Genomic DNA, 24,759 nt, shown 5'->3' with positions numbered 1-24,759 from the left:
TTTGGATCAATATTGCATGAAAACACTCTCTGCCCGTGATGCAAAAAACCGCTTTGGCTACCTGATTGATACCGCGCGCCAAGAACCTGTATCAGTCGAAAAACATGGTAGGCCAGTCGTCGTGGTTCTCAGTATTGAAGACTACGAGCGACTGACAAATGCGGCTCCTCGCGGCAGCGCTGGGGAACCGGAATGACCAGGAAGATCGCTTATCCTTTGGTTGACGTTTTCGCGGGGCCGGGCGGCCTTGGTGAGGGGTTCGCCTCCCTGACGCGCGGTGCAAAAGATGCCTGTTTCCGAAGCGCAATATCAATTGAACAGGACGAGTTTGCACACCGGACATTGCTGCTGCGACACTTCCTGAAAGCCTTCAAAGATGATGGGCTTACTGAAGACTACTACCGGTACCTGAAAGACGATATTACGCTTGGGGCACTGTACGATCTTCATCCGAACGAGAAGGCGCATGCCGACCGGTCAGCTATCCGTATTTCGCTTGGAACTGACAACCATAAGCGCGTGCACAATCTGATTTCGGACAGGCTTCAGAAGCAAAAGAGGTGGGCACTGGTTGGCGGACCGCCCTGTCAGGCGTACTCACTTGTGGGTCGGTCACGGATGATGGGTGACCCGGAGTTTCAAAAGGACATCCGGCACTTTCTGTACCGCGAGTATCTTCGGATCATTATAGATCATGCTCCGCCAGTCTTCGTGATGGAAAACGTCAAGGGACTGCTGTCGGCGAAGGTTGAAGGCAAACTGGTCATCAATCGGATTCTAGCCGACCTGACCGCGCCGAAAGATGCCCTCGGCATGTCTTCCAATGGACTTGGTTACCGCCTGTACTCCCTGTCTGCGGATGAGCTGCCCGGGCTGGAGGCCGATCCGCGTCTCTTTCTTGTCCGGGCGGAAGAGTATGGTGTGCCGCAGGCAAGACATCGTATGTTCATTGTAGGAATCCGCAATGACATCAACGTTCGGCCCGGGCGCCTCAAACCGCATAAGCCGCCAACACTGAAGCAGGCCATCGGAAATCTCCCGGCCATCCGCAGCGGACTTTCAAAAGGTGGAGACACTCCTGAAGCCTGGCAAAGAGAGATCGCCGGAATTGATCCGGTAGCGATCAGGCATGAGCTGAACGGTCACGAATATGCTGGTGATCTGGTTGATCTGATGAGCATCAACCTGGATCGCACACGCAGGAAGCTGGAGCGGCGTTCAACACACTACCCGGCCAGATCGAGGCTGCAGCACGCCGTGTTTGACGGCATTCACGATCCGCTTCTCGACCGCCTGGACGGTCACGAAGCACGCGGACATATGCCCTCCGATCTTCGCCGGTATGCTTTCGCGGCATCGTTTGCGTCTGTGACAGGGAAAAGCCCAAAACTGGCGGATTTTCCCGAGAGTCTCCTCCCGAACCACGACAATGTAGAACTTGGTCGCGCAGGAAAGATGTTCTCTGACCGTTTCCGGGTCCAGCTGCCCGATCAGCCTTCGACAACCGTCACGTCCCACATCTCCAAGGACGGGCACTACTTCATCCACTACGACCCCGTACAGTGCCGGAGTCTGACAGTCAGAGAAGCCGCGCGCCTTCAGACTTTCCCGGACAACTACAGATTTGAGGGGCCGCGCACCGCCCAGTATCATCAGGTGGGCAATGCCGTGCCGCCATATCTGGCCAGGCAGATCGCTGCAATTATCGCCGACGTTCTGGATCAGATGAAAGATGATGATGCGTGACGGATCGGATTTCGAAAGAGCACCGCAGCTGGAACATGTCCCGAATCCGGGGCAAAGACACTAAACTCGAAGTTCTTCTTCGTAGCCTTCTCCACCGGAGAGGCTTTCGCTTTCGGCTGCATGCGCCCGGCCTGCCTGGAAAGCCTGACATCGTTCTCCCGAAGTACCGCACCGTCATCTTCGTTCACGGGTGCTTCTGGCACCGTCATGAAGGGTGTTCGAATGCGACGATGCCTAAGACGCGCACAGAGTTCTGGACCGAGAAGTTTCACAGGACAGTAGAGCGGGACGCCCGCAAGAAGACTGAGTTGGAGGCACTCGGCTGGCAGATACTGACTGTTTGGGAATGTGAACTGTTCGCAGACCCGCAAGATGTCATAAAAACCATTGAAAATCAGGTGGTTAATTCGATATAAGGCGATACATATCTCATATATTTATGATATGTGTCGACGACATAGTGGAAATATATTCCTAATAACTGAAAAATCTGTCATATATGTAGCGCATAAGGAAGGCTGCAATGCGGGACAAAAGGAAGAAGTTCGTCGACCTGGCTGAAGCGAGGGTCAACCGTGCCATCAAGGACATTCGCCTGATCGGGAATCTGGCGAACAAAGCGTCCTACGAATACGAAGATGAAGATGCCAAGGAGATTTTCAGGGCACTCCAGAGAGAGCTGGATGCCGCAAAAAGCAGATTCTCAGGAAACGGCAAAACTGGCGATGACTCGTTCCGCCTTAGTCAGAAATAGGGGCAAGCATGAGTAAGATCGGACTGGCATTTTTGCCGAACAACGGTGGTGAGGCCGAAGGCCTCAGTGACGCAGGGATCGAAACATTCCGCGAAAATCCTTTTGCGGCCGTTGCGCGCGAAACGGGCCAGAACAGTCGTGACGCACGCGCTGATGCGACAAAACCTGTTGTCTTGCGATTTGATGTCATCTCCCTTCCTGCCGATGCGTTTCCGTCAATCGAAGAATATCGTGAGGCAGCAGACCTGTGCCTGAAGAAGTCGGAGGCGGCTTCGAGGGAGAAAGAAACCGGATTTTTCCGTAACGCGGTCAGCGCGCTAAAAGCTGATGAATTGCAAATTCTCAGGATAGCAGACTTCAACACAAAGGGCGTTCGCGGACCTTGCGTTGAGGGCAGGCCGTTCCACACACTGGCAAAAACCGACGGGATGAGCGTTAAGGAGGATGTCAGTTCCGGCGGCTCTTTCGGCATCGGCAAGAATGCAACCTTTGCGCTTTCGGACATTCAGACCGTTTTTGTCTCAACGATGTACGAAACCGGTGGTCAGGCGCACTCACTTTGTATGGGGAAGACCCAGTTCATTTCGCATTCGGACAGCGCTGGAGTTGAACGACGACGCAAGGGCTACTGGGGTAAGACCGAAGGATACATGCCGGTCGATGCTGCGGAAAACATTCCGCAGTGGTTGCGCAGAAAGGAGCAAGGCACCTCTCTCTTCTCAGTTTGTTTAAGGGAAACCCGGACGGACTGGCGCTATGAGATGACCGCAGCAATCCTTATCAACTTTTTCTGTGCTATTGAACGTCGTGAGATGGAGTTTGAGCTGGATAACGGTTCGATCCTGATCAACCGGAACACCATTCAGACCCTCTTCAAGAGTCCAGAGGTCAACGAAGCCGTCGATCAACTGAATGCCCGGCACTCATTCGACGCCGCCCGCACACTGCATGATTGCCTTATTGATCCGCAGACCGTGACTCAGACTATCGAGGTATCTGAACTCGGCAAAGTCAGGATGCACATGCTTCTGCGTGACGGTCTTCGGTACACGGTCGGGATCGTCCGGAACGGCATGTATATCACGGACAATCTCGCCTACTTCAATGAGCCCTTTAAGCGCTTTCCGCTCCACAAGGAATTTGCCGTCATCATCGAACCGGAAAGCGCCGCAGAAGGCGAATGGTTCAAACGTCTCGAAAATCCCCGGCACGATACGCTGTCGGCAGAACGCATCACTGACCCCACTCTACGGGCGCAGGGGGAGCGGGCGTTTACCCTGCTTGCAAAGGAAATCCGCAACAGGATCAGAGAAGTCGCTCGTTCTCAACCTGTTGACAGCGTCGATCTCGACGAGATGAACGAGTTCTTCGTGACAGAAGGGTTCCGCACCGAGGACGAAGCGGGCACCGAGACTGATCCGCGCGCAAAAGTACCGACCACGATGAAGCGCAGCAACCCAAAGCGCACACCGCCTGCCGCGCAGAAATTCGGTTCCCCGGATGATCCTCCCGGTCCGGGGCCAAATCCTGGCCCGGAACCAAGTCCGGGACCAGGTCCGGGACCGGGACCAAAGCCAAGGCCGCGCAAAGAAATGCGTCCAATCGAACTGATCTCCGAGCGCGCTCTTATCCCGGACAGGAGAGAACTGAAAAAACGGCGGCTGATCTTCACCTCGCCGGTGAGTTCACACGTTGTCATCTCTACTGATGCGAGCGGTCTGAATGCGGAAGAGCGCCTAACGATCATCAGCGCCTCCATAGGGAGCGTCAGCAATGACACTCTTGAGATCACCTGCGAAGCCGGGAAGCGGCAGAGTGTCGATGTTGAATTCGACGTCCCATATGGCGGCCCGATTGAGATTTCAGCCTATGAGGTTGTTGAAGACGAAGAGGAGGTTGCGTCATGAAGATCAACGAGCGTATGCGCTATCCGCACCCGGTCCTCAGTGAATTCTCTTCTGATTACTCCACAGGCGAAATGTGTGCCGAGTTCCTGCAGCAGCAGACTGATGACAATCAGCTGAAGATCATCTCCGAGATCACTATCGGGAACGATGACCTTTCCTCTCTTATCTCCTCGCAGCAAGCGGCATCAGGCTACTTTCTGGTGTGTAGACGGACCTACTTCAACCACCTTCAGGAGGCACCTCCCGGAACATCCGAAAAGTTCTTTGATCTGTCGCAGCTTCACGGGCTGGTGACGATCCGTCCGGTTGTCTGGACACTAAAGGACCTCGACGGTTTCTCCAGCCCTATGATCGATGCAGAATTCGGCGAGGAAATCAGTATCGGGAAGGGGTCGATCATCGCAATGGGGCCGGAGTTTCGGTTCTCAATCGATCCGAGGAAGTTCAAGCCCTTCGAAACTATCTTCAAGCTTGCCGTTGATGACACCGTGGAACCCGGAATGATTGAAGTGGATACTGATGACGACAAGATCGGAATTCTCGCAGAGTCCGCGACGCACACGGCACTCGACAGTATGCGAAACCTACCAGCCACCCGCTCCGTGATGCTCAGTGCCGTCTACATGCCGGTAATCGCCGACATTGTCTCCAGAATGCAGCTTGGGGACAAAAGCTTTGAAGCACAGCGCTGGTTTCAGGTGTTCTCTGCAAAATGCGATGACCTCGGAATTCAGCCTAACGACCCCTCAGTCTCCCCGCTCAGGGTGGCGCAGCTGTTGCTGAAAGCCCCCTTAAAACAAACGACAAAAGCGATGGAGGCTGCATCATGAACACCGAGCTCAAATACATTTCTGAAGCGGCACTCACTGATCTGCGGACGAATATCCGTTCGAACCTAGAACTTTATCGGGGATCGGGGTTCCACCACCTTGAAGATGAACCGTCTTGGGATATCGATCTGAAGATCGACTATGATCAGGCGCTTCTTGGCACACTGGACCTTACACAGCAGCAGAATATCGTTGATATCGACCGAAAAAATTCGCTGATCGTCGGTCAGGCGCTGTCCGGACTGACGCCGTCTCTTGCAAACGAAGAACTTGTCTGGGTGCGGATCTCTCACCTTGATGCCTTTGAGTATTCAAAGGCCAGGTGGCTGAGCGAAACGGATGAAGATGATGCACTGGTTGCCTCTATTCAGGCTCACATCTTCGCTCCAACACAGACCGCGATCAGGGATGATCATTCCGTATCCCGCCTCTGGTGGAACTATCACATCGCAAGAAGCTGCATGCCGGATGATGTGGAGAAGGCACTTGGCCTGATCCTGAAAACAGCCGACATCAGATCGAACTTTGTCGAAAGAATCTGGATGAGCAGCAGAAGGCAGATAGCGGGGGCAATTCTGCGGGCAATTGATGAAAAAGCTGAGATTACCGCGACTGAGGTCAGATTCCGCGCTTTCATGAAGATCATCAACAGATACGGCGGTGGCATCGTGTTCGAGGCACTCAGCGATGCGGAAGCCGACAAATTCGTAGGCGAATGCTGTGATCGTGTCGCAGAGGTCAGTGAAGCAGCGTAGATGACGGAAAGAGAACCCGCACATCCCTTTGCCAAGGACCTGAACGAACTGCAGGATGCAAAGCTGCAGCTCATCAGCACTGTCAGAGACCTAATAGACCACACCTTTCAGGAGAGCGACAAAGAAGAACAGGTTCTCCAGACATTGAAGCAGCTGTTTCACTACATGTCCTCAAGGAGCCAGGCTGTTTCGTACCTTGTTTCTTCCGGCTTTCCGTGGGACGCCGAGATCATTCTCCGATCATTCTATGAGGCATCAGCAAAAATCTGGTTTATCTGCTTTGAAGCCGAGTCCGAGCGTAGTGCGCTTGTTCAGGAATTTTGGGGCCTTTACGCGGCCACACACGACCACAAGCGTAAACACCGCGTCGGTCCTGTCCGAAATCTGAGTAAAGCTGACGGACGAGAGGGAAGCGCCGCGATTTTCGACGGACTCGTGAACGAAGCCCTTTTCCCATCGACACCGACAAACAAGCGCATACGCAAGGACCTTGAACAGAAGTGGTCATTCTCGGAGATCATCAACGCACTCTCCGACTCAAAAGATGAGAAGGCAAAGGTCCCTGATGCTGATGTTTTGTTGCACATGTACGGCCAGCAAAGCCACCTGATACATGCTGACGACGCTGCACTCGATCTCATGCTGGATCGCGCGCTACGACGCAAAGACGAACTGCCGATTCTGGAGGCATCACACGCCGCGAGGATCATGTCTGACCAAGGCAGTCTCTGGGTGTTTTCCCTTGCGGCTCTCAGGCATATGCACGGCGCTGAGAAACTGATCCCTTTGGAGGTAGCGGAGTTGTGGACTGCCCAAACGAAGCAGTCAGAAGTCCTGTTCGATCAGTTCTTCGATACACAACGGAATTTCTATGACACATATGCAAGTTGATAACTTGGATAATTATCGCGGTATTTTCGGAGAACTAAAAAATAGTTCGAAGAAATCCCGCGGTTGTCAGGCCCGCCCGTTGATCATTTAGAGGGCTATAGCGTAGACGTAGTTCTCGGTTTCATCGGCTTCGGCCCGCCAACCATGCCGCAAGGCATTGATATCGAAAACATCCAGCGATTTTAGAGGCATGCGCTAGCTTGGCAATCGACCATCTGGCACGCGCGGATTATTGTCGATATATCCAGAAATCACCCTCTAAACACCATTGATACATTACATTTTTATGCACGTGTCCCGACCGATTGAGTCAATGCCTTCGGCAAGAAGGGAGCGAGAGATCCTTCCAGACGGGCAACCTTCGAGACGCCGGTAGACTGTCTGAACAGGCGTTGCTGGGCTTCGGCGCCGATTGAAAACCGCTAAAGCATCTGTAGACGAAGACACCGCAGCAACAAGACCACCTGTCCGACCTCTGCCGTCGCGGGGCTAAATCGTATGGTCGGGGACCAAATGGGACAGGAGGTGGTCAAGATGACCCAGCCCCATCCCGCCACTCTTGTGCTGAGGCAGATACCATAGTCGAAGCCGGAATCAGGAGAGGTGCAACACCCATGAGTCACGAATATGCGCAATACGATCAATCAAGCTGAACCAGAAATATGGAGCAGATCAATATGATTTCGACAAAATAATTGATTGACTAAGCAATCAATTATTAGGCAAATTGCAAACAGGAACGCACTGTTTTCAGACAAGGTGCGACCACGACATTGGCGGACTCCGCCAAACACTCAGTCGCTAAACGCAATGTGATTTTTTAGGGGAGCCCCCAATGGCCGAATTCAACACCGAAACGGAGACTCTAGCCGAAGCTGTCCGTACAAACCTATTTGCACCAGCACAGGAAATGTCGACGCTTGGTCGCAAGGGACTGCCCATGTTGAAGGGTGGTGAGGGAATCTATGTCATTGATTCCGAAGGGCGCAGACTGATTGATGGGCCTGCTGGCATGTGGTGCACACAGATCGGTTACGGTCGTCGGGAAATCGCCGACGCGCTGGCCGATCAGTCAATGCACCTTTCCTATAACTCGCCTTGGTACACTTCGAATTCGCCTGCCGCCAAGCTTGCCGCACGGATTGCGGAAATGACGCCTGGTGATCTGACGCGGATATTCTTCACGACGGGGGGGTCAACGGCCGTCGACACGGCGCTGCGTTTCACAGAGTTTTACAACAATATTCTGGGCCGCCCCCAAAAGAAGAAGATCGTCGTACGCATGGACGGCTATCACGGATCCACCAGCCTTACGGCCGCATGTTCGGGCCGGACCGGCAACTGGCCGAATTTCGATGTCGCGCAGGATCGGATCAATTTTCTCTCCAGCCCAAATGTCCGGCTGGCCGGCAATCGGACAGAAGCCGAATTTCTGGACGATCTGGTGGCGGAATTCGAGACGCTTATCGAAGAGAAAGGCGCTGATACCATCGCGGCCTTCTTGGCGGAGCCGCTATTGGCATCAGGCGGCGTGATCATACCGCCAACGGGATACCATGCCCGGTTCAAGGCGGTCTGCGAGGCCAATGATATCATTTATATCTCTGACGAGGTCGTGACAGGCTTCGGCCGTTGCGGAGAATGGTTCGCATCCGAGAAGGTTTTCGGCGTCGTGCCGGACATCATCACCTTCGCCAAGGGTGTGACATCAGGTTACGTGCCGCTCGGTGGTCTCGCTATTTCCGAAAAGCTGCTGGACCGGGTCAGCGGGGAAAATGCCAAAGGCGGCAGCTTTACCAACGGCTACACCTATTCCGGTCATCCCGTAAGCTGCGCAGCGGCGCTCGCGAATATTGAGGTGATTGAGCGCGACGGTATCCTGGCGCATGTGAACGAAGTGTCGGTGCATTTCGCGGCGGCGCTGAAGGCTCTGGAAGATCTGCCGGGAGTCGCGGACATTCGCTCGAAAGGCCTCGTCGGCTGTGTCGAATGCATGGTGGACCCGGGCCGCTCCGAAGTGACCGACGCAGACAAAGCGCTCGGCTTACGGATTGACGAAATCTGCTTTTCCCTTGGCCTTATTGTACGGCCGATCGGGAATATGTGCGTCTTGTCGCCGCCCCTGATCATCACGCGTCAGGAAATCGACAGCATGTGCGAAATACTGCGCGAAGGCATCCTGCGTGCGGGTGAAGAAAAAGGCGCTGCACAACGTTCGGCGGCGTAAGTCTTTCTACGAACAGGACATAGGAGAACAGAAAATGGATTTAACGACCGCTGAGTGGCATGAACGCGCCCGTATTGCACCTCTGCCAACAAAACCCTTTATCGACGGCGCCTTCATGGACCCGATTTCAGAGGAAACCTTCGACTGTGTCTTCCCGGCAGATGGACGCGTCATCGCCAAGGTCGCGTCCTGCGATGGGCGGGATGTAGACGCAGCAGTTCGGTCGGCCCGGGCCGCCTTTGAATCCGGTGTCTGGTCCCGCATGTCGCCGTTGGATCGCCGTAAGATTCTGCTGCGTTTCTCCGAGTTGCTGTTAGAGCACCGTGCAGAACTGGCGCTGCTTGAAACCCTGAATGTCGGCAAACCCATCACAAACGCTTTGAATGGCGACATCCCCAGCGCCGCAAGCTGCATTGCCTGGTATGCCGAGGCGATTGATAAAGTCTATGGTGAAGTCGCAGCAACCCCATCAGACGTCACCACCATGATTGTGCGCGAGCCAGTGGGCGTTGTCGCTGCAGTCGTGCCATGGAACTATCCGCTGTCAATGGCAGCATGGAAACTGGGCCCGGCATTGGCGACGGGCAACTCCGTTATCCTGAAACCAGCGGAACAGTCGCCCTTCAGCGCACTGCGCATCGGCGAATTGGCAATCGAAGCAGGCCTGCCTAGGGGTGTGCTGAACATTGTACCGGGTCTCGGCCATATTGCTGGCAAGGCGCTTGGCCTGCACATGGATGTCGATTGCATCGGCTTCACCGGCTCGACCGAGGTCGGTGGCTATTTCATGCAATATTCCGGTCAATCAAACATGAAGCGCATTGGCCTTGAGCTGGGCGGCAAGTCACCCCAAGTCGTCCTTGCGGACTGCGAGGATCTGGATCAAGCCGCCAAGAGCATTGCCGCGGGCATCTTTTCCAATGCTGGGCAGGTCTGCAATGCCGGCTCTCGCCTAGTGGTTGAGGACAAGATTAAGGACAAGCTGCTTGAGAAGGTCATCGCTCATGCCACGGCGCTGAAGCCTGGGGATCCGTTGGATCCGTCGACCAAGCTTGGATCAATCGTGACGCAGGAGCAATTGACCCGGGTTCTCGGCTATATCGATGCAGGCCGCGACGCCGGTGCTTCGATTGTCGCGGGCGGCAATCAGGCGCTGAAGGAAAGCGGCGGTTACTTCGTCGAGCCAACGGTCTTTGATGCTGTCGACAACAGCATGAAAATCGCGCAGGAGGAAATCTTCGGTCCAGTTCTGTCGACCATCACCGTCAAGAATTTCGACGACGCTATGACAGTTGCAAACGACAGCACTTACGGCCTTACGGCTTCGGTTTGGACCGGCAGCCTTAAGAATGCACATCGTGCGGCGCAGGCGATACGTGCCGGTGTCGTCTGGGTCAACTGCTTTGATCGCGGGCAATTCAATGCGCCCTTTGGGGGATTCAAGCAATCTGGCTTTGGCCGTGACAAGTCACTGCACGCGATGGATAAATACACGGATCTCAAGGCGGTTTGGTTCGCTCACTGATCCGATAAGGCGCGGGTTCCTGGGGCCCGCGCCTTTTCTTTCAACTCCCGCAAGGAGGCAATTGTTTCTATGGGCACCGATGCCTTATTGGCCGAAACTGTTCCCGAGTATTCCGTGCGCCGACAGCGCATCGAGGCAGACCCATTGCCGGAGAATATCGGCGCGCTGTTGGATCAAGCGGCGGCCGAGGCCGGTGACAAAATGCTCTGGAATTTCTTCGAATCCGGCGAGACGATCACCTATGAGGAGATGCGACAGCGCGTAAACGGATTGGCCGCGCGTCTTGTCGCTTTAGGGATCGGCAAGGGCACCCATGTCGGGGTCATGCTGCCCAATGTCGCGGCCATGCCGCTGACTTGGTTTGCTTTGGCCCGAATTGGCGCGGTGATGGTGCCGATCAACATCGCCTATCGCGCCCGCGAACTGGGTCACGTCATGACAACCGGCGACGCGCGCTGGATCGTCGCAGACTCGGCCTGCCTGGAGGTTGTAAAAAAAGCGATATCAGAAGGCCTGATCGATGTGAGGCCGGAACGGGTGATCACGCACGGTCATGATGGGGATGAGCCGTTCCGACACTGGGAAGAACTTGCAGATAAGCCGCTGGAAAGCTTTACGCCGCCAGAGCCGGTCGGGCACGACGACTTGATGAACATCCAGTTCACCTCTGGAACCAGCGGTTTTCCGAAGGGTTGCATGCTGACGCAACGCTACTGGATCAGCTCTGGCAAAGTGAACGCCTTCCGCGACGGCCGGAAATACGACCGCATCCTAGCCTCCACGCCGTTCTTTTACATGGACCCGCAATGGCTGCTGCTGATGACGATCTATCATCGCGGCACGCTGTTCGTCGCGGCCCGTCAAAGCACCAGCCGCTTTCTGTCCTGGCTGCGAGACTACCGCATTCAATTCTGCCTATTCCCCTGGGTGCTGCTGAACCAGCCGGAACAACCCGACGACGGCGATATCGAGGTAATCCGGGGCAACGTCTACGGCGTCGCCAAGGATCTGCACAGCAAGCTAGAAGCACGGTTCAAACTGAACGCACGCGAAGCCTTCGGCATGACGGAGCTGGGGCCGGCAATGTTCATGCCGATCGAACGCGTGGACATGGTTGGGTCGGGCTCCTGCGGGTGGCCATGCCCATTTCGGGAATGCCGGATCGTTGATGACAATGGCGCTCTTGTTGCGCAGGGTGAGGTCGGTGAATTGCAGGTTCGCGGGCCTGGCATCATGCTGGGCTACTACAACAATCCCGAAGCAACCAATGCCGTATTCGATGGGGATTGGTTCAGAACCGGCGACCTGTTCAAACAGGATGGTGAAGGCTTCTACTATATTGTTGGCCGCAAGAAGGACATGATCCGGCGCAGCGCGGAGAATATAGCGGCCCGTGAGGTCGAAACCATACTAAACACGGCGCCTTCAGTCGCAGAAAGCGCCGTGGTCGGCGTACCCGATGCCTTGCGCGGGGAGGAGGTGAAGGCCTATCTGCGGCTGAAACCCAACGTGGAAGAGAGCGACGCCGTTATCGCCGAGGTTATCGAAACTGCGCAGAGCGGTCTGGCACCATTTAAGGTGCCGCGTTTCTATACCTTTATTGAGGAGTTTCCACGGACCGCCTCTCTGAAGATCGCCAAGCCAAAAATAACCGAAGGGGTGTCCGACCTGCGGGCCGGCAGCTTTGATCGGCAGGAAAACGTCTGGTTAGGAGACTCCGGTCATGAAGACTGATTTCGATGCCGTCATTGTCGGCGGTGGCCACAACGGTTTGGTCTGCGGCACTTATCTGGCGAAGGCCGGGGTCCGAGTGCTGGTGTTGGAACGACGGTCGATCAGCGGCGGGGCGGCGGTGACCGAGGAGGTTTGGCCCGGCTACCGTCTTTCCACCGCCTCTTATTACATGGGATTGCTACAGCCCAAGGTGATCCTGGATCTTGAACTGCAAAAATACGGCTATGAGGTCCTGTCACCCGACCCGATCGTCTACGCGCTGCAAGGCGACCGTTTCGTAACAATGTGGGAAGATCCAGACCGGTTCCGGGGTGAACTGGCCAGGCTGTCCAATCGAGACGCGGATGTCTATCCAGCCTATGTAGCGCATATGCAAAAACTGGCACCCTTCATGAAGCAGCTTATCTTTGAAACACCTGTCGATCCGGGCTCGCGCAGGTTTCGTGACCTCAAACGGCTTGCTGGCTTCGTCTGGCGCTTCCGCAAGATCGGCGGACATTTCTATGATATCTACAATTTACTGACATTGAGCGCCTACGACTATCTTAGCCGCTGGTTTGAATCAGAGGACGTGAAACTTATTCTGGGCTTCTTCGCAGGCGGCGGCGGGGCGAATTCAAGCCTTAAGACCCCAGGGTCCGCCTATATGTTGGCACGCGGCATCGTGCGTGACCAGAAAACGGCGGCGGGTCCGTCGGGGTTCATTAAGGGGGGTATGGGGGCAATCTCCGATGCGATCAGAAAGTCGGGCGAAGCGCATGGCATGGTCGTGCGTACCAATGCGGAGGTCGAAGAGATTCTCACGGAGGGGCGCACGGCTACGGGTGTTCGCCTTGTCACCGGCGAGGTAATCCGGGCGAAGGCTGTGATCGCCAACGCGAATGCCAAAACGACCTTTCTGAAACTACTGGACCCTAAGACTCTGCCGGAAGAGTTTGTTCAGGATATTCGCGCCATTCGCACGGAATCGACAGTCTTCCGGGTTAATCTTGCGCTGGACGGCCTGCCGGATTGTCCTGACTTTCCAACCATGGCGCCAGATTTCGACTATCCGACGCAAATCAACCTCGCTTACTCAGTCGATTACATGGAAACCGCGTTCCAACAATCGAGCCTGGGCGAGATGTCACGCGAACCCTTCTTGATCGTCAAAATTCCCACGCGGGTCGATCCGACCCTTGCACCGGAAGGCCATCACATTCTGTCGATCTTCGGCGGTCACGCACCCTATACGCTGCGGGAGGGGAGTTGGGACAACAAGCGCGAAGAACTGTGGCGCAATGTCCTGTCGATCCTCAAGAGACACTTCCCCGATATTGAGAACCATATCCTTCATCGGCAAGTGTTGACACCATTGGACCTGGAACGGATCTTTGACTTACCAAACGGTCACGTGCATCACGGAGAAATCAGCGCCGACCAGATGTTTTTCCGGCGACCTGCCCCGCATTTCGCAGACTATACCAGCCCGATCGACCGTTTGTATCAATGCGGCGCCTCAACCCATCCTGGTGGTGGCGTGACCGGGATGCCGGGCCATAATGCGGCCCGCGTTATTCTCGCAGACCGCAAACACTGGATGTAAGGGGAAATACCATGTGGATCGATTTTTCCAGCCGTCCGCCTTTGCCGGAATTCAATCCGCCGGCACCGCATCTCGGCAACTATCGCCGCGTCTACCAGGGCAGCGAGCGGGAAGCCGCCGCGACATCGGCGACGCAGGAGTTAGATGCTTACCTGAACATGTACGAAGAGTTAGACGCGCGCCATGTCCTCCTGAAGGCGCGGGATCTGACCAGTATGTTTGATTTCAAAATTTCCAACGAAACCGTCGCCGCATTCTGCCAGGAACACGGGCCGCGCTTCCTGGGATTTGCCGGGGTTGATCCGCACAAAGGCGCAGAGGCGATCGCAGAATTTGAACATGCTGTGACCGTGTTGGGGCTGCGTGGGCTGAACCTGCAATGCTTCGAGCTTAAGCTATGTCCGAATGATCCGATTCTGTTTCCGCTCTATGAAAAGGCAATAGACCTGAAGGTTCCGGTCAACATCCATTGTGGCATCAACTTTTCGACCGCTGTGCCGATGTCCTTCGGCAAGCCAGAATACATCGACGAGGTCATGGTGCGTTATCCAGAATTGCGCGTTTGCGCGTCACCGCCTGGTTGGCCCTGGGTCACGGAACTAATCGGCGTGGCCTGGCGGCATCCCAATCTCTATATCGGTGTGTTGGCGATCCGTCCGAAATTGTTGGGCAAGGCCCATTCCGGTTATGAGCCGCTGCTGCAATACGGCCGCACATTGTTGAAAGACAAAATGATTTTCGGGTCCAGTTTCCCAATGATGCCACCCAGTGCGGCGATTGCAGAATTGGACGCGTTAGGGTTGGATTCCGAAATCCGTCAGAAATGGGTTTTAGAAAACGCATCCTCCTTTCTGGGCCTTTAAGAACGAATCTTGAGACTGTGGATTGCGGAAACAGCTTTCGCCAATTGACATTACGGGTGCAGAATTTCAAACAAATGCGGGGAGATTGAGTAAGGTATCCTCCGAGGATATGAAAAAACAATTACAAGCCGTTCCGGCTCGGAGAAAACGATGGGCACGCAATTGAAAACCGAACAAAAGAAGTCTTCGGTCAAAGGGGGGATGTCTCGTGAGCATCAGGTGCAGGAGCGACGTCAGAGCCTGCTAGATGCGGCGGTGACGGTGATCGCCAAACGTGGGTTGACCGGCATTACCATCAACACCATCGCTAGTGAGGCGAAGTGCAGTTACGGTGTGGTGGCTTTCCATTTCAAGTCCAAGGACGGAATCATCTTCGCCGCACTGGACTACATCGCCGACGAGTATGAAACCTTTCTGAAACGCAGCAGCCAATTGGACCTGTCCCCGGCTGAACGTATCCGCAAGATGATCGAAAGTGACTTCGATGGTAAGGTGACCAATGCGAAAAAGATCGCCGTTTGGGTCGCCTTCTGGGCTGAGGCCGCGCGCGTCGCAAAATTCCGGCGGCGTTGTGCTCAACTCAAAGAACATTACAACGAGATGACGCAAGAGGATGTGGCCGCCTTGGCAGCCGATCGCGGCATCAATATCGACACACGTCAGGTGGCGCGTTCCCTCAACGCCATGGTCGATGGCTTCTGGATCGCCAATCTGGTGCTGTCCGATGCCGGACCGGAAGGCCGGGAGGCGGCAAAAGAGGCTTGCCTGGCCTATATGCGGACCCTGTTTCCCAAGGATTTCTGATCAGGACGTCTCGCCGCGCCCCCAGGTGCACAGCGCAAGCGAGAAAATCAAAAATGAGTCCTGTCCCAGTCAGACAACCGCTGTTTCAAACCCGGTTAGAACATTGACGACGTTGACGCCGATATCCTCAACAGCATAGCCGCCCTCCATCACAAACAGTGTTGGCAGACCAAGCACTGCGATGGCCGCGCCCATGGCGGAATAGTCATCGGCGAAGAGCTTGAAATGTGAGATCGGATCGTCGGCGAACGTATCCACACCCAGCGAAACAACGAGCGCGTCCGCGCCGAAATCTGCGATGCGAGCGACGGCCGTAGACAACGCCCCAGAGTATTGAGCATAGGTTGCACCAAAAGGCAGTGGCAAATTAAGGCAAAACCCTGCCCCCTCACCCTCCCCCGTCTCATCTGGGTAGCCGCTGTAATACGGATATTCGGCGGACGGGTCGGCATGGATCGAAACGGTCAGCACGTCGTCTCGATCATAAAAAATGTCCTGCGTGCCATTGCCGTGGTGATAGTCCACGTCCAGCACCGCGACCTTGGCCTTTCCGGAATCTCGCAAAGACTGCGCGGCAATGGCCGCATTGTTCAGGAAGCAATAGCCCCCGAAATAGTCACGACCGGCATGGTGTCCAGGGGGACGACACAAGGCGAAGATTGCTCTTTCCCCTCCCTCCAAGATCATGTCGGCCCCGGTCAGCGCTGCATCGACCGCAGCCCGTGCTGCCGTCCAGGTTCCAGATAAGATTGGACTGCTCATATCAATACAGTACCGTCCCAATTCGGCGCCAGGACGTTTGGTTGCAAGCCTGCGGGCGCGCGGCGGCACCCAGGTATTCGGAAGGGCACATATATCGCCATTCTCAACATGCCACTCTTCCCAGAACGTCGATAGGAAGGTCACAAAATCAGGGCTGTGAACCCGCAGGATTGGTGCCATGTCATGGGCAATCGGTGCGATCACCGGGCCAAGCGCGGAACTGGTCACGCAATCCAAAACCAGCTGAGCGCGCCTGGGCATTTCGAAACTAGCAACCTGCCGCCCGCGAATGTATTCGTAGGGGGCATCCTGATTTTCGTGAAGCGGCGTGTAAATGGTCTTCATGTCCGGTCTCCTGATAAGCTCGGTCGGGTTTCGCGCTTGGTATACCAGCCACCGATAGCCTTCTCATAAGCAAGACCGGCACGGAAGACATCGGCGTCGCTATAGGTTCGGCCGACGATCTGAATGCCGGTGGGAACATTGTTGGCAGCTTTTCCCGACGGCACGCTCAGCACCGGGCAACGGCTCAGCATATTGAAGGGATAGGTCATCACCCAACCGTTGAAGGGATCAACGGGCTTGCCATTGATCGAATAGCCATCCAGAGGGTTGAAATCCGCTGGCACGGCCGGAACGGCAAGGGTTGGGCATATAAAAACATTGCAGTCTTCCATGATTGGTCCGAACGTATCATACATAGTGCCGACCGTATAAAGCGATGCTAGGAAGTCTTGCTTGGTGACAGACTGTGACATTTCGCCGAAAGCACGGGCATAGTCGGTCAACTGCGACGCGCGGTCATCAAGATACTCCGAAATCCAGGTACCGAACAGGGTCGCCAGATAGTCGTTCGCAGCCTTTTCGCTCTGTTGCGTCCAGCCGATATCGACTTCTACCAGTTCCGCGCCAAGGTCTTGAAAAACCTCAAGGGCAGCCATTGTGTTGCGGCGAACATCTTCGTCCAATTCATAGTATCCAAGGTCCAGAGACCAAGCCACTTTCCAACCCTTGATGCCGCCATGATCGGGCTTTAGTTCCAGTTTCGGCCGAAGGGAGGCGACATCTTTCGGATGGGGGCCACACATGACGTTTTGCATCAACAGACAGTCCTCGACCGTGCGCGCCATCGGACCAGGATGGTTGTAGAAATCGAGATTGAATGGGGGTGTCGACGGATTACGGCCATATGGTGGTTTGTATCCCACCACGCCACAGGCCGAGGCCGGAATACGAATCGATCCCCCGATGTCTGAACCAGTGGCGAGTGATGCCATACCGCCCGCCAACGCCGCGCCCGACCCGCCAGAAGATCCACCCGGCGTATAAGCAGGATTCCAGGGGTTGCGCGTCACACCCCAAAGTCGTGAATGCGTGAACCCGGTGCAAGAAAACTCCGGCGTTGTGGTGCGCCCATGCACAACAACGCCAGCATCGATTAGCCGCTGCACGACCGGCGTGGTCGAGGTCGCGACGGTATCGCGATAAAGAAGAGAGCCGAAGGTCGTGACGCGCCCTTTTATCATATTCTCGTCCTTTACCGCGGTGGGCAGACCTTCCAGCGGACGCGCGGTGCCAGCGGCATACCGCTGTTCCGAGGCGCGCGCAGCAGCAAGCGCGTCTTGGGCATAGATAAAGGAAAAAGCGTTGCAGGATTCAGCGGTCGCCGCGGCCTGATCGAGATAGGCTTCAACCAGTTCTGTTGGCGATACCTTACGCGCCGCGAAATGGCGCAAAGCCTCTGTCGCGCTGAGGTAGCAAAGGTCACTGTCGGTCATCGGGATATCCTGCTGGTTCAAAGATTATTGATGCACTTTAGCGAAACTAATGATTGATCAGTCAATCAAAAAAGTTGACGATAGGGAAATTTTTCGACTAGGCTTCATTACGTCAGAAAGAAGCACGATCAAAATATTTCGAATAAAAACTGCTCCGAAGACGTATCGAGGCAGCACTGAGGCTATCACTTGAAAGGGGAAGGTCATGACTGAATCTGAGTCCAAGCAAATGGAACATTGGATTGCCCAATTCCGTAAGGGTGCGGTATCGCGTCGCGAGTTTTTGGCGCGCACCACTATGCTTTTGGCTGCGGGCACTGCTATCGGATCGATGCCATCAATCGGTCGAGCAGACGACGTGCAACCAAAAGCTGGCGGTTTCGCCCGCTTTGGATTGAGCGATGCATCGCAGAACGACACATTGGATCCTGGCACATGGGTGACCAGCTTTACCGGAGCGGCCTTCAACGGATCGCTGTGCAACAACCTGACTGAGATTCTGCCTGATGGATCGATCACCGGTGACTTGGCTGAAAGCTTCGAACCTGAAGATGGGGCGAAGCGCTGGGTGTTCAAACTGCGTGATGGCGTTACCTTCCACGATGGGAAGAGCTTGAAAGCAGAAGACGTGAAGCAGTCCTTCCTGCATCACATGGCGGAAGATTCAAGCTCCGGCGCGCGAGCCATCGTCGCGCAAGTCGAAAGCATCGAAGCCGATGGCGACAAGGCGATCTTTACCTTAAAGACCGGCAACGCGGATTTTCCCTATCTGGTGACTGACTATCACCTGTCGATCTTCCCGGCCAATGCCGACGGTACCGGAATTGATTTCGCACGGGGTGCGGGAACCGGGGCCTTCACGCTGGAAAGTTTTGAGCCGGGGATTGGCGTGCGTATGAAGCGCAACCCTAACTACCACAAGAACAACAAGCCATATTTCGACGAAGTAGAATTCGTCTCAGTCACCGAGCCGACTGCGCGTCTGAATGCGTTGCTAACGGGCGAAGTCCACGTGATCAACGATGTCGATGTCAGGAACGTGCCGCTGATCGAACGGAATCCGGATTTCGCCATTACCCGGACGCCAAGCCTCCGGCACTTTACTTTCGACATGAACACCTCCGTAGCACCGTTTGACAATCCGGATGTGCGACTGGCTCTGAAATATGCCATAGACCGTGACGACATCATCGATAAAGTGTTTCTCGGCGAGGCGCTGAAGGGCAATGACAATCCGGTCTCCAACGTCATGGAGTACTATGCCGACACCCCTCCGCAATACGAATACAATATCGAAAAGGCAAAGGAACATCTGGCCAAAGCCGGCCTCGACTCCTTGACCATTGATCTGTCAGCGGCAGAAGCGGCATTCCCGGGCGCGGTCGAAGCGGCGGTGCTCTTTAAGGAGCACGCGGCGCCGGCCGGCATCACAATCAATGTGGTTCGGGAAGCCGACGATGGGTATTGGGAAAATGTGTGGTTGAAGAAGCCGTTCAACGGCTGTGACTGGTTCGGTCGTGCGACGCTTGATTGGCTGTTTGCCACATCTTACACGTCGGATTCGCCTTGGAACAACACCGGCTGGAAAAACGCACATTTCGATGAGTTGCACGCGTTAGCCCGTGTCGAGACGGATCATAGCAAGCGCGCCGTCATCTACAAGGAAATGCAGCAAATGCTTCATGATGATGGTGGCGTGATGACCGTCGCCTTCGTGAACTATCTCTATGGGATGTCTGGTCGCATAGGTCATGGAGAGATTGGCGGCATCCTTCCTGCCGACAACATGCGCATGAGCGAGCGTTGGTGGTTCAAGGATTGATTTGAAGTTGGCGTTAAGCCGACTTCGAATTGCTCTCACAGATGTATCGTCGCGGCGGGGACGGGAAGCGATTCCGCCGCGGCGATACAGTGGGGATTGTCAAAATCCCACAATTTCCTTCATTTATCCCGTCGCCGTGTTTGGCCGACTTTTGAAAATCTCGTCGGATAGAGGAAACAGTTTATGGAAAGCCATTCCCATCCTGTCCTGGCCATGCTCGTTAACCGGATCGGACTGGGACTCCTTAGTCTGCTGATCGTTTCGATCGTCATCTTCTCGGCCGTGAGCATGTTGCCGGGCGACTTTGCTTCCGCCATCCTTGGGCAGACGGCAACGCCCGAGGCGGTCACGGCCCTACAACACAAGTTAGGGCTGGATTTGCCCTGGCCACAGCGATACGTGGTCTGGCTGATGGATGCGGTGCGCGGCGATCTTGGAGATTCGTTCTCCGGTCGCCCGGTGATCGACGTGATCGGCCCCAGACTCTACAACACGCTACTGCTGGCGGCCAGCACGGCGATTTTCGCGGTTCCGCTGGCCGTGGGTCTTGGTATCGTCTGCGCCCGATTTCGTGGCCGTTTCATTGACAAATTCTTCAGCACGAGTTCGCTGGCGGCGATTTCCGTACCAGAATTTTTTCTGGCCTATATCCTGATGATGCTCTTATCAGTCAATCTGCACCTGCTGCCGTCGATGTCCTCGATCCGAATGGGGATGAGCCTCGGCGAGCAAATGATCCGCATGGTGCTGCCAATCCTAACGCTAATGCTGGTGGTGCTGGCGCATATGATCCGCAACACCCGGGCAGCGATCCTGGGTGTCATGGCCAGCCCCTATGTAGAAATGGCACGGTTGAATGGCGAGCCGGAAAAGCGCGTGGTTCTGCGTCATGCCCTACCGAACGCCATCGGGCCGATCGCCAGTGTGCTCGCCATCAACCTCGCCTATCTAATTTCCGGCGTGGTCGTGATCGAGGTGGTTTTCGTCTATCCGGGCGTCGGCCAAACCATGGTGGACGCGGTTCGGAACCGAGACGTTCCGGTTATTCAAGCCTGTGCCCTGATCTTCGCCGTTACCTATATCGGCCTGAATATGATCGCAGACATCATCTCAATCGTCAGCAATCCCCGATTGCTGCACCCTCGTTAGGAGAGAAGGCATGAGCAGTTCAGTAAATGACAGCCCCCTGCCTAGACGTTTCAGTATCCTACTGCGCGACCTGCGGCGGGCTCCGGTCAGTGCAAAAATTGGCATGGTGATCGTTGCCGCCTATGCACTGATTGCGCTTTTCGCGCCTCTGATTGCGCCCTATGGCGAATATGAAGTTGTGTCGCGCATCCCCTTTGATCAGTGGAGCAGCGAGTTCTGGCTTGGTACCGATCAGCTCGGGCGGGATTTCTTCAGTCGTTTGATCTTTGGCGCCCGAAATTCCATCTCTGTGGCATTCGTTACAACCCTGATTGCCTTCACAATTGGCTGTTTCTTCGGCATTATGGCGGCAATGCTCGGTGGTTTCCTGGATCAAGTGTTCAGCCGGATCGTTGATGCCATGATGGCGGTGCCAGACCTGATTTTCATTCTGATGATCTTGTCGATTTTCGGCGCATCCATTCCGAACCTGATACTTATCATCGCCGTGCTGACCTCAACCCGCATCTACCGCATCGCACGCGCAGCCGCGCTCAACGTCGTCAGCCTTGATTTTGTGGAGGCAGCCTATGTTCGCGGCGAGCGGCTGTGGTGGCTTATCGTGCATGAAGTGCTGCCAAATATCCTGCCGATCCTGATTTCCGAACTCGGCATGCGGTTTTGCTTTGTTTTTCTTTCGGTCGCGGCGCTTTCCTTCCTAGGGGTCGGCATTCAACCGCCCACCGCAGAATGGGGATCAATGGTCCGTGAAAATGCGGCGCTGATCAACATGGGGGATATCACGCCACTGATTCCCGCAGCCTCTATTGCTTTGTTGACCGTCGCAATAAATTTCGTCGTCGATTGGATGCTCAACCGGGCATCCGGTCTGCAAGACGACGCATAGAGGTGGCGGGTAGCATGACAACCGAAAGTAAAGAAATGACAGCTTCCAGCACGCCGGTAATCGAAATCCGGGATTTGCGCGTCAAGGCGCAGGCGAATGACCAATGGTCTGAGATCGTTAAAGGTATCAGCCTGACTGTTCAATCCGGTGAGGTGCTGGGGCTTGTCGGAGAATCCGGTGCGGGGAAATCCACTGTAGGCCTTGCCGCGCTGGGCTTCCTGCGCTCAGGGTGCCAGGTTGCCGGAGGACAGGTGAGATTTGAAGGAGCGGACCTTCTGGCGATGCCGGAAAGCAAACGTCGCCGGCTTCGCGGCACGCGCATCGCCTATGTGGCGCAAAGTGCGGCCGCGGCGTTCAATCCAGCCATGCGGCTGATCGATCAGGTGATCGCCGCCGCGATCAGCCGAGGCGGGCTGACGCGCGAGGAAGCAGAAACACGCGCGGTTGAGCTTTTCCGGTCTCTAATGCTGCCCGAGCCGGAACAGTTCGGACAACGCTATCCGCACCAGGTTTCGGGCGGTCAGCTCCAACGCGCCATGACGGCCATGGCTATGATCTGCCAGCCAGCCTTAATTGTCTTTGACGAGCCGACAACGGCGCTGGACGTCACGACGCAGGTCGAGGTGCTGACCGCCATTCGTAATGTAATCAAGGAACACAACGCCGCCGCGCTCTATATCTCACACGATCTCGCTGTTGTGGCCCAACTAGCCAATCGTGTCGCGGTGCTGCGCTATGGCGAGGTCGTCGAGGAGGCGCCCATCGACAGGATCCTGGACCATCCCGAACATCCCTACACGAAAACACTGTGGGCGGTTCGGGAGTTGGATGGCGTCGGGCACGACGGCGTGCCAGAGCCGCTGATGAAGGTTTCCAACATCTCTGCCGCCTATGGCGAACATACGGTATTGCAGAATATCTCTTTCGCCATACCGAAACGCCAAACCGTGGCACTGGTGGGGGAGTCTGGTTCCGGAAAGTCGACCCTGGGACGGGTAATCGTCGGCTTGAAGGCACCGGCGAGCGGCATGATTGACTACGAGGGTGAAACGCTCGGCGCTTCGGTTAAAACCCGGTCGATCGACATGCTCCGCCGGGTCCAAATCATCTACCAATCGGCGGAAACCGCGCTAAACCCTCGGCATAAGGTTCGCAAGATTCTGGGGCGACCGCTGACATTTTACCACAACCTCCGGGGCCGGGCGCAGGAAAAACGCTGTCTCGAGCTGTTGCAGATGGTTGAAATGGATGCAAGCTTTATGGACCGATATCCCGCGCAGTTGTCCGGCGGACAGCGGCAGCGAATTGCCATTGCGCGGGCGCTTGCGGCGGAACCCGAACTGATCGTCTGTGACGAGGTGACCTCGGCGCTTGATCAGGTGGTGCAGGCCGAAATTCTGCGCATGCTGCTTGATCTTCAGGAACGGCTGGACGTCTCCTTCCTGTTCATCACACATGATCTGGAAGTCGTACGCGCAATCGCGGACCGCGTTGTGGTTATGCATCAAGGCCAAATCGTGGAGGAAGGGACAAAGGACGAGATCTTCGCGCCCCCACATAAGGATTATACAAAGCTTTTACTGGAGTCGGTGCCGGAGATGGCGACTGGCTGGTTAGACCATGTAGTGAAAGAGCGTGGAAAGTAAGATCAAGCAATCCAATCCTGTTTTAGGCTTGGCGTTCATTCGACCAATTGGGTGCTTGCATGATCCTTCTGGAGCATCGTTCCTTAAAAAGGTCAGCCCCCTAGACTAGGAATTTGTGTTATATAGGCGGCGGCAAACGTTGCACGAAATCCGTTGCTTTCCTGGACCAGCGATCAGTACCTTTTCTCTGTTCACGGGTTACTTAGTAAATCGGAATCGCATTATTTTTATAGGGCTGAGTCATATACCACCCTCTCCGCTAATTCTTACCGACAAACAACTTTATTATTGAAATCAAACACTTGATAAGCTCGAGTGATACCAAAAACTTTGATGCGTGTTTATTTGCCGAAACTTCTAGAAAGTTCATAAATTTGCAAGTTACAATCCCAAAAGCTCTTTATGTAGATCACGCGAAGCTTTGCTATATAAAAATTGAGCTGTTCTTATTTCTTCCAAATTAAATGACCCCTCACGTTTCGGATTTTTACAATAATTAATCAATTCACTTAATGATTTAAAAAGTTTATCTGCACACTGACAAAATTTATCTGCATTTCGGGGAGCAAACTGGCTATACTTTCTTAACTCCCACTCATAAAAACTGATCTCAGTTATAGAGCGTGTTATCTCTTCAAGTTTCTTCTCGGCATCGTCCGATTTACCTTCATTGTTCAAGTTATTCCATAAACTTATACCAACGGTAATTTCGTTCGCAAGTCGGTTAAAACTGTTAGCTTGCTGAAGAAAGTCCGAGGCCCAAATACGATACCATTCAGTTTGAGAGTTCAGTATTTTGCTTTTTTTAAACCCCCAAAGAAATGTAATGACGGACGTTACAATCGCAACGCCCGCAATAATATCTGTAGATTGAATCATCATGTTTATTCTTTCTTATCATATCTATACTTAGAGTATTATAAGAAAATTTATAATATTCAATGTGTTTTTGCTTCACACCAATAGAATATTTGTCCTAGAACGACCTCCACTCGCCCCTCCTCGCCGCTTAGAATCCATCTTGCTGAGGGTCAGCCGACTGTCGTACGGTTTGGCGTAGGGGTGCGGGCCTGGGGGTGCGGGCCTGGGGGTGCG

The 24,759-nt window shown here is 54.8% G+C and carries 21 protein-coding genes; 18 read left to right on the top strand and 3 right to left on the bottom strand.

Annotated features, from left to right (window positions below):
- Positions 1 to 16 precede the first annotated feature (16 nt).
- From ACOSDR_RS11715 to ACOSDR_RS11650, 14 genes are all read left to right on the top strand, one after another.
- The gene (locus ACOSDR_RS11715; protein ID WP_420731385.1) at positions 17 to 196 is read left to right on the top strand and encodes a type II toxin-antitoxin system Phd/YefM family antitoxin; all 180 of its coding nucleotides are present in this window, start codon (positions 17 to 19) and stop codon (positions 194 to 196) included.
- The gene (locus ACOSDR_RS11710) at positions 193 to 1,746 is read left to right on the top strand and encodes a DNA cytosine methyltransferase (protein ID WP_420731384.1); all 1,554 of its coding nucleotides are present in this window, start codon (positions 193 to 195) and stop codon (positions 1,744 to 1,746) included. The genes ACOSDR_RS11715 and ACOSDR_RS11710 overlap by 4 nt, the downstream gene beginning before the upstream one ends.
- Positions 1,743 to 2,162, top strand: coding sequence for a very short patch repair endonuclease (locus ACOSDR_RS11705; RefSeq protein WP_420731383.1), 420 nt, complete (start codon positions 1,743 to 1,745; stop codon positions 2,160 to 2,162). The genes ACOSDR_RS11710 and ACOSDR_RS11705 overlap by 4 nt, the downstream gene beginning before the upstream one ends.
- 107 nt (positions 2,163 to 2,269) lie before the next feature.
- Positions 2,270 to 2,500, top strand: coding sequence for a hypothetical protein (locus ACOSDR_RS11700; protein WP_420731382.1), 231 nt, complete (start codon positions 2,270 to 2,272; stop codon positions 2,498 to 2,500).
- A gap of 8 nt (positions 2,501 to 2,508) precedes the next feature.
- A complete protein-coding gene (locus ACOSDR_RS11695) occupies positions 2,509 to 4,407 on the top strand; it encodes a hypothetical protein (RefSeq protein ID WP_420731381.1) in 1,899 nt (632 codons plus the stop codon).
- Positions 4,404 to 5,237, top strand: a complete 834-nt coding sequence (locus tag ACOSDR_RS11690) for a hypothetical protein (protein ID WP_420731380.1) — start codon at positions 4,404 to 4,406, stop codon at positions 5,235 to 5,237. The genes ACOSDR_RS11695 and ACOSDR_RS11690 overlap by 4 nt, the downstream gene beginning before the upstream one ends.
- Positions 5,234 to 5,992 (top strand): DUF6339 family protein, encoded by a 759-nt coding sequence (locus ACOSDR_RS11685; protein WP_420731379.1) that lies wholly within the window; start codon positions 5,234 to 5,236, stop codon positions 5,990 to 5,992. Before ACOSDR_RS11690 ends, ACOSDR_RS11685 begins: the two co-directional genes overlap by 4 nt.
- Positions 5,993 to 6,883 carry a DUF5677 domain-containing protein gene (locus ACOSDR_RS11680; RefSeq protein WP_420731378.1) on the top strand — a complete coding sequence of 297 codons (891 nt, stop codon included), beginning with the start codon at positions 5,993 to 5,995 and terminating at the stop codon, positions 6,881 to 6,883.
- A gap of 835 nt (positions 6,884 to 7,718) precedes the next feature.
- A complete protein-coding gene (locus ACOSDR_RS11675) occupies positions 7,719 to 9,110 on the top strand; it encodes an aminotransferase (RefSeq protein WP_420731377.1) in 1,392 nt (463 codons plus the stop codon).
- 34 nt (positions 9,111 to 9,144) lie between these two features.
- A complete protein-coding gene (locus tag ACOSDR_RS11670; RefSeq protein WP_420731376.1) occupies positions 9,145 to 10,635 on the top strand; it encodes an aldehyde dehydrogenase in 1,491 nt (496 codons plus the stop codon).
- Between the two features lie 69 nt (positions 10,636 to 10,704).
- Positions 10,705 to 12,369, top strand: coding sequence for a class I adenylate-forming enzyme family protein (locus tag ACOSDR_RS11665; RefSeq protein ID WP_420731375.1), 1,665 nt, complete (start codon positions 10,705 to 10,707; stop codon positions 12,367 to 12,369).
- On the top strand, positions 12,359 to 13,954 hold the full coding sequence (locus ACOSDR_RS11660; protein ID WP_420724884.1) for a phytoene desaturase family protein: 1,596 nt from the start codon (positions 12,359 to 12,361) through the stop codon (positions 13,952 to 13,954). Before ACOSDR_RS11665 ends, ACOSDR_RS11660 begins: the two co-directional genes overlap by 11 nt.
- Positions 13,955 to 13,965: 11 nt before the next feature.
- A complete protein-coding gene (locus tag ACOSDR_RS11655) occupies positions 13,966 to 14,817 on the top strand; it encodes an amidohydrolase family protein (protein WP_420724885.1) in 852 nt (283 codons plus the stop codon).
- Between the two features lie 150 nt (positions 14,818 to 14,967).
- On the top strand, positions 14,968 to 15,621 hold the full coding sequence (locus ACOSDR_RS11650) for a TetR family transcriptional regulator C-terminal domain-containing protein (RefSeq protein WP_420731374.1): 654 nt from the start codon (positions 14,968 to 14,970) through the stop codon (positions 15,619 to 15,621).
- Between the two features lie 69 nt (positions 15,622 to 15,690).
- On the opposite strand, the gene ACOSDR_RS11645 is transcribed toward ACOSDR_RS11650, so the two are convergent.
- Both ACOSDR_RS11645 and ACOSDR_RS11640 read right to left on the bottom strand, forming a co-directional pair.
- Positions 15,691 to 16,728, bottom strand: coding sequence for a histone deacetylase family protein (locus ACOSDR_RS11645; protein ID WP_420731373.1), 1,038 nt, complete (start codon positions 16,726 to 16,728; stop codon positions 15,691 to 15,693).
- Positions 16,725 to 18,161, bottom strand: a complete 1,437-nt coding sequence (locus ACOSDR_RS11640; RefSeq protein WP_420731372.1) for an amidase — start codon at positions 18,159 to 18,161, stop codon at positions 16,725 to 16,727. The genes ACOSDR_RS11645 and ACOSDR_RS11640 overlap by 4 nt, the downstream gene beginning before the upstream one ends.
- Before the next feature lie 205 nt (positions 18,162 to 18,366).
- On the opposite strand from ACOSDR_RS11640, the gene ACOSDR_RS11635 reads away from it, so the two are divergent.
- From ACOSDR_RS11635 to ACOSDR_RS11620, 4 genes are all read left to right on the top strand, one after another.
- Positions 18,367 to 19,983, top strand: a complete 1,617-nt coding sequence (locus tag ACOSDR_RS11635) for an ABC transporter substrate-binding protein (protein ID WP_420731371.1) — start codon at positions 18,367 to 18,369, stop codon at positions 19,981 to 19,983.
- A gap of 183 nt (positions 19,984 to 20,166) precedes the next feature.
- Positions 20,167 to 21,132, top strand: a complete 966-nt coding sequence (locus ACOSDR_RS11630; protein ID WP_420724890.1) for an ABC transporter permease — start codon at positions 20,167 to 20,169, stop codon at positions 21,130 to 21,132.
- Between the two features lie 10 nt (positions 21,133 to 21,142).
- Positions 21,143 to 22,018, top strand: a complete 876-nt coding sequence (locus tag ACOSDR_RS11625; protein WP_420731370.1) for an ABC transporter permease — start codon at positions 21,143 to 21,145, stop codon at positions 22,016 to 22,018.
- A 14-nt stretch (positions 22,019 to 22,032) separates the two neighbouring features.
- Complete coding sequence (locus ACOSDR_RS11620; protein WP_420731369.1) at positions 22,033 to 23,664, top strand: ABC transporter ATP-binding protein; 1,632 nt, start codon at positions 22,033 to 22,035, stop codon at positions 23,662 to 23,664.
- A gap of 381 nt (positions 23,665 to 24,045) precedes the next feature.
- Here ACOSDR_RS11620 and ACOSDR_RS11615 read toward each other — a convergent pair whose 3' ends face one another.
- Positions 24,046 to 24,546 carry a hypothetical protein gene (locus tag ACOSDR_RS11615; protein ID WP_420731368.1) on the bottom strand — a complete coding sequence of 167 codons (501 nt, stop codon included), beginning with the start codon at positions 24,544 to 24,546 and terminating at the stop codon, positions 24,046 to 24,048.
- Positions 24,547 to 24,759: the final 213 nt, after the last annotated feature.

Source organism: Hwanghaeella sp. 1Z406 (assembly GCF_048892425.1).
Lineage (GTDB): Bacteria > Pseudomonadota > Alphaproteobacteria > UBA8366 > Aestuariispiraceae > Pacificispira.
Note: the sequence above shows the minus strand (reverse complement) of the source record. Positions and strands in the feature narration are given on the sequence as shown.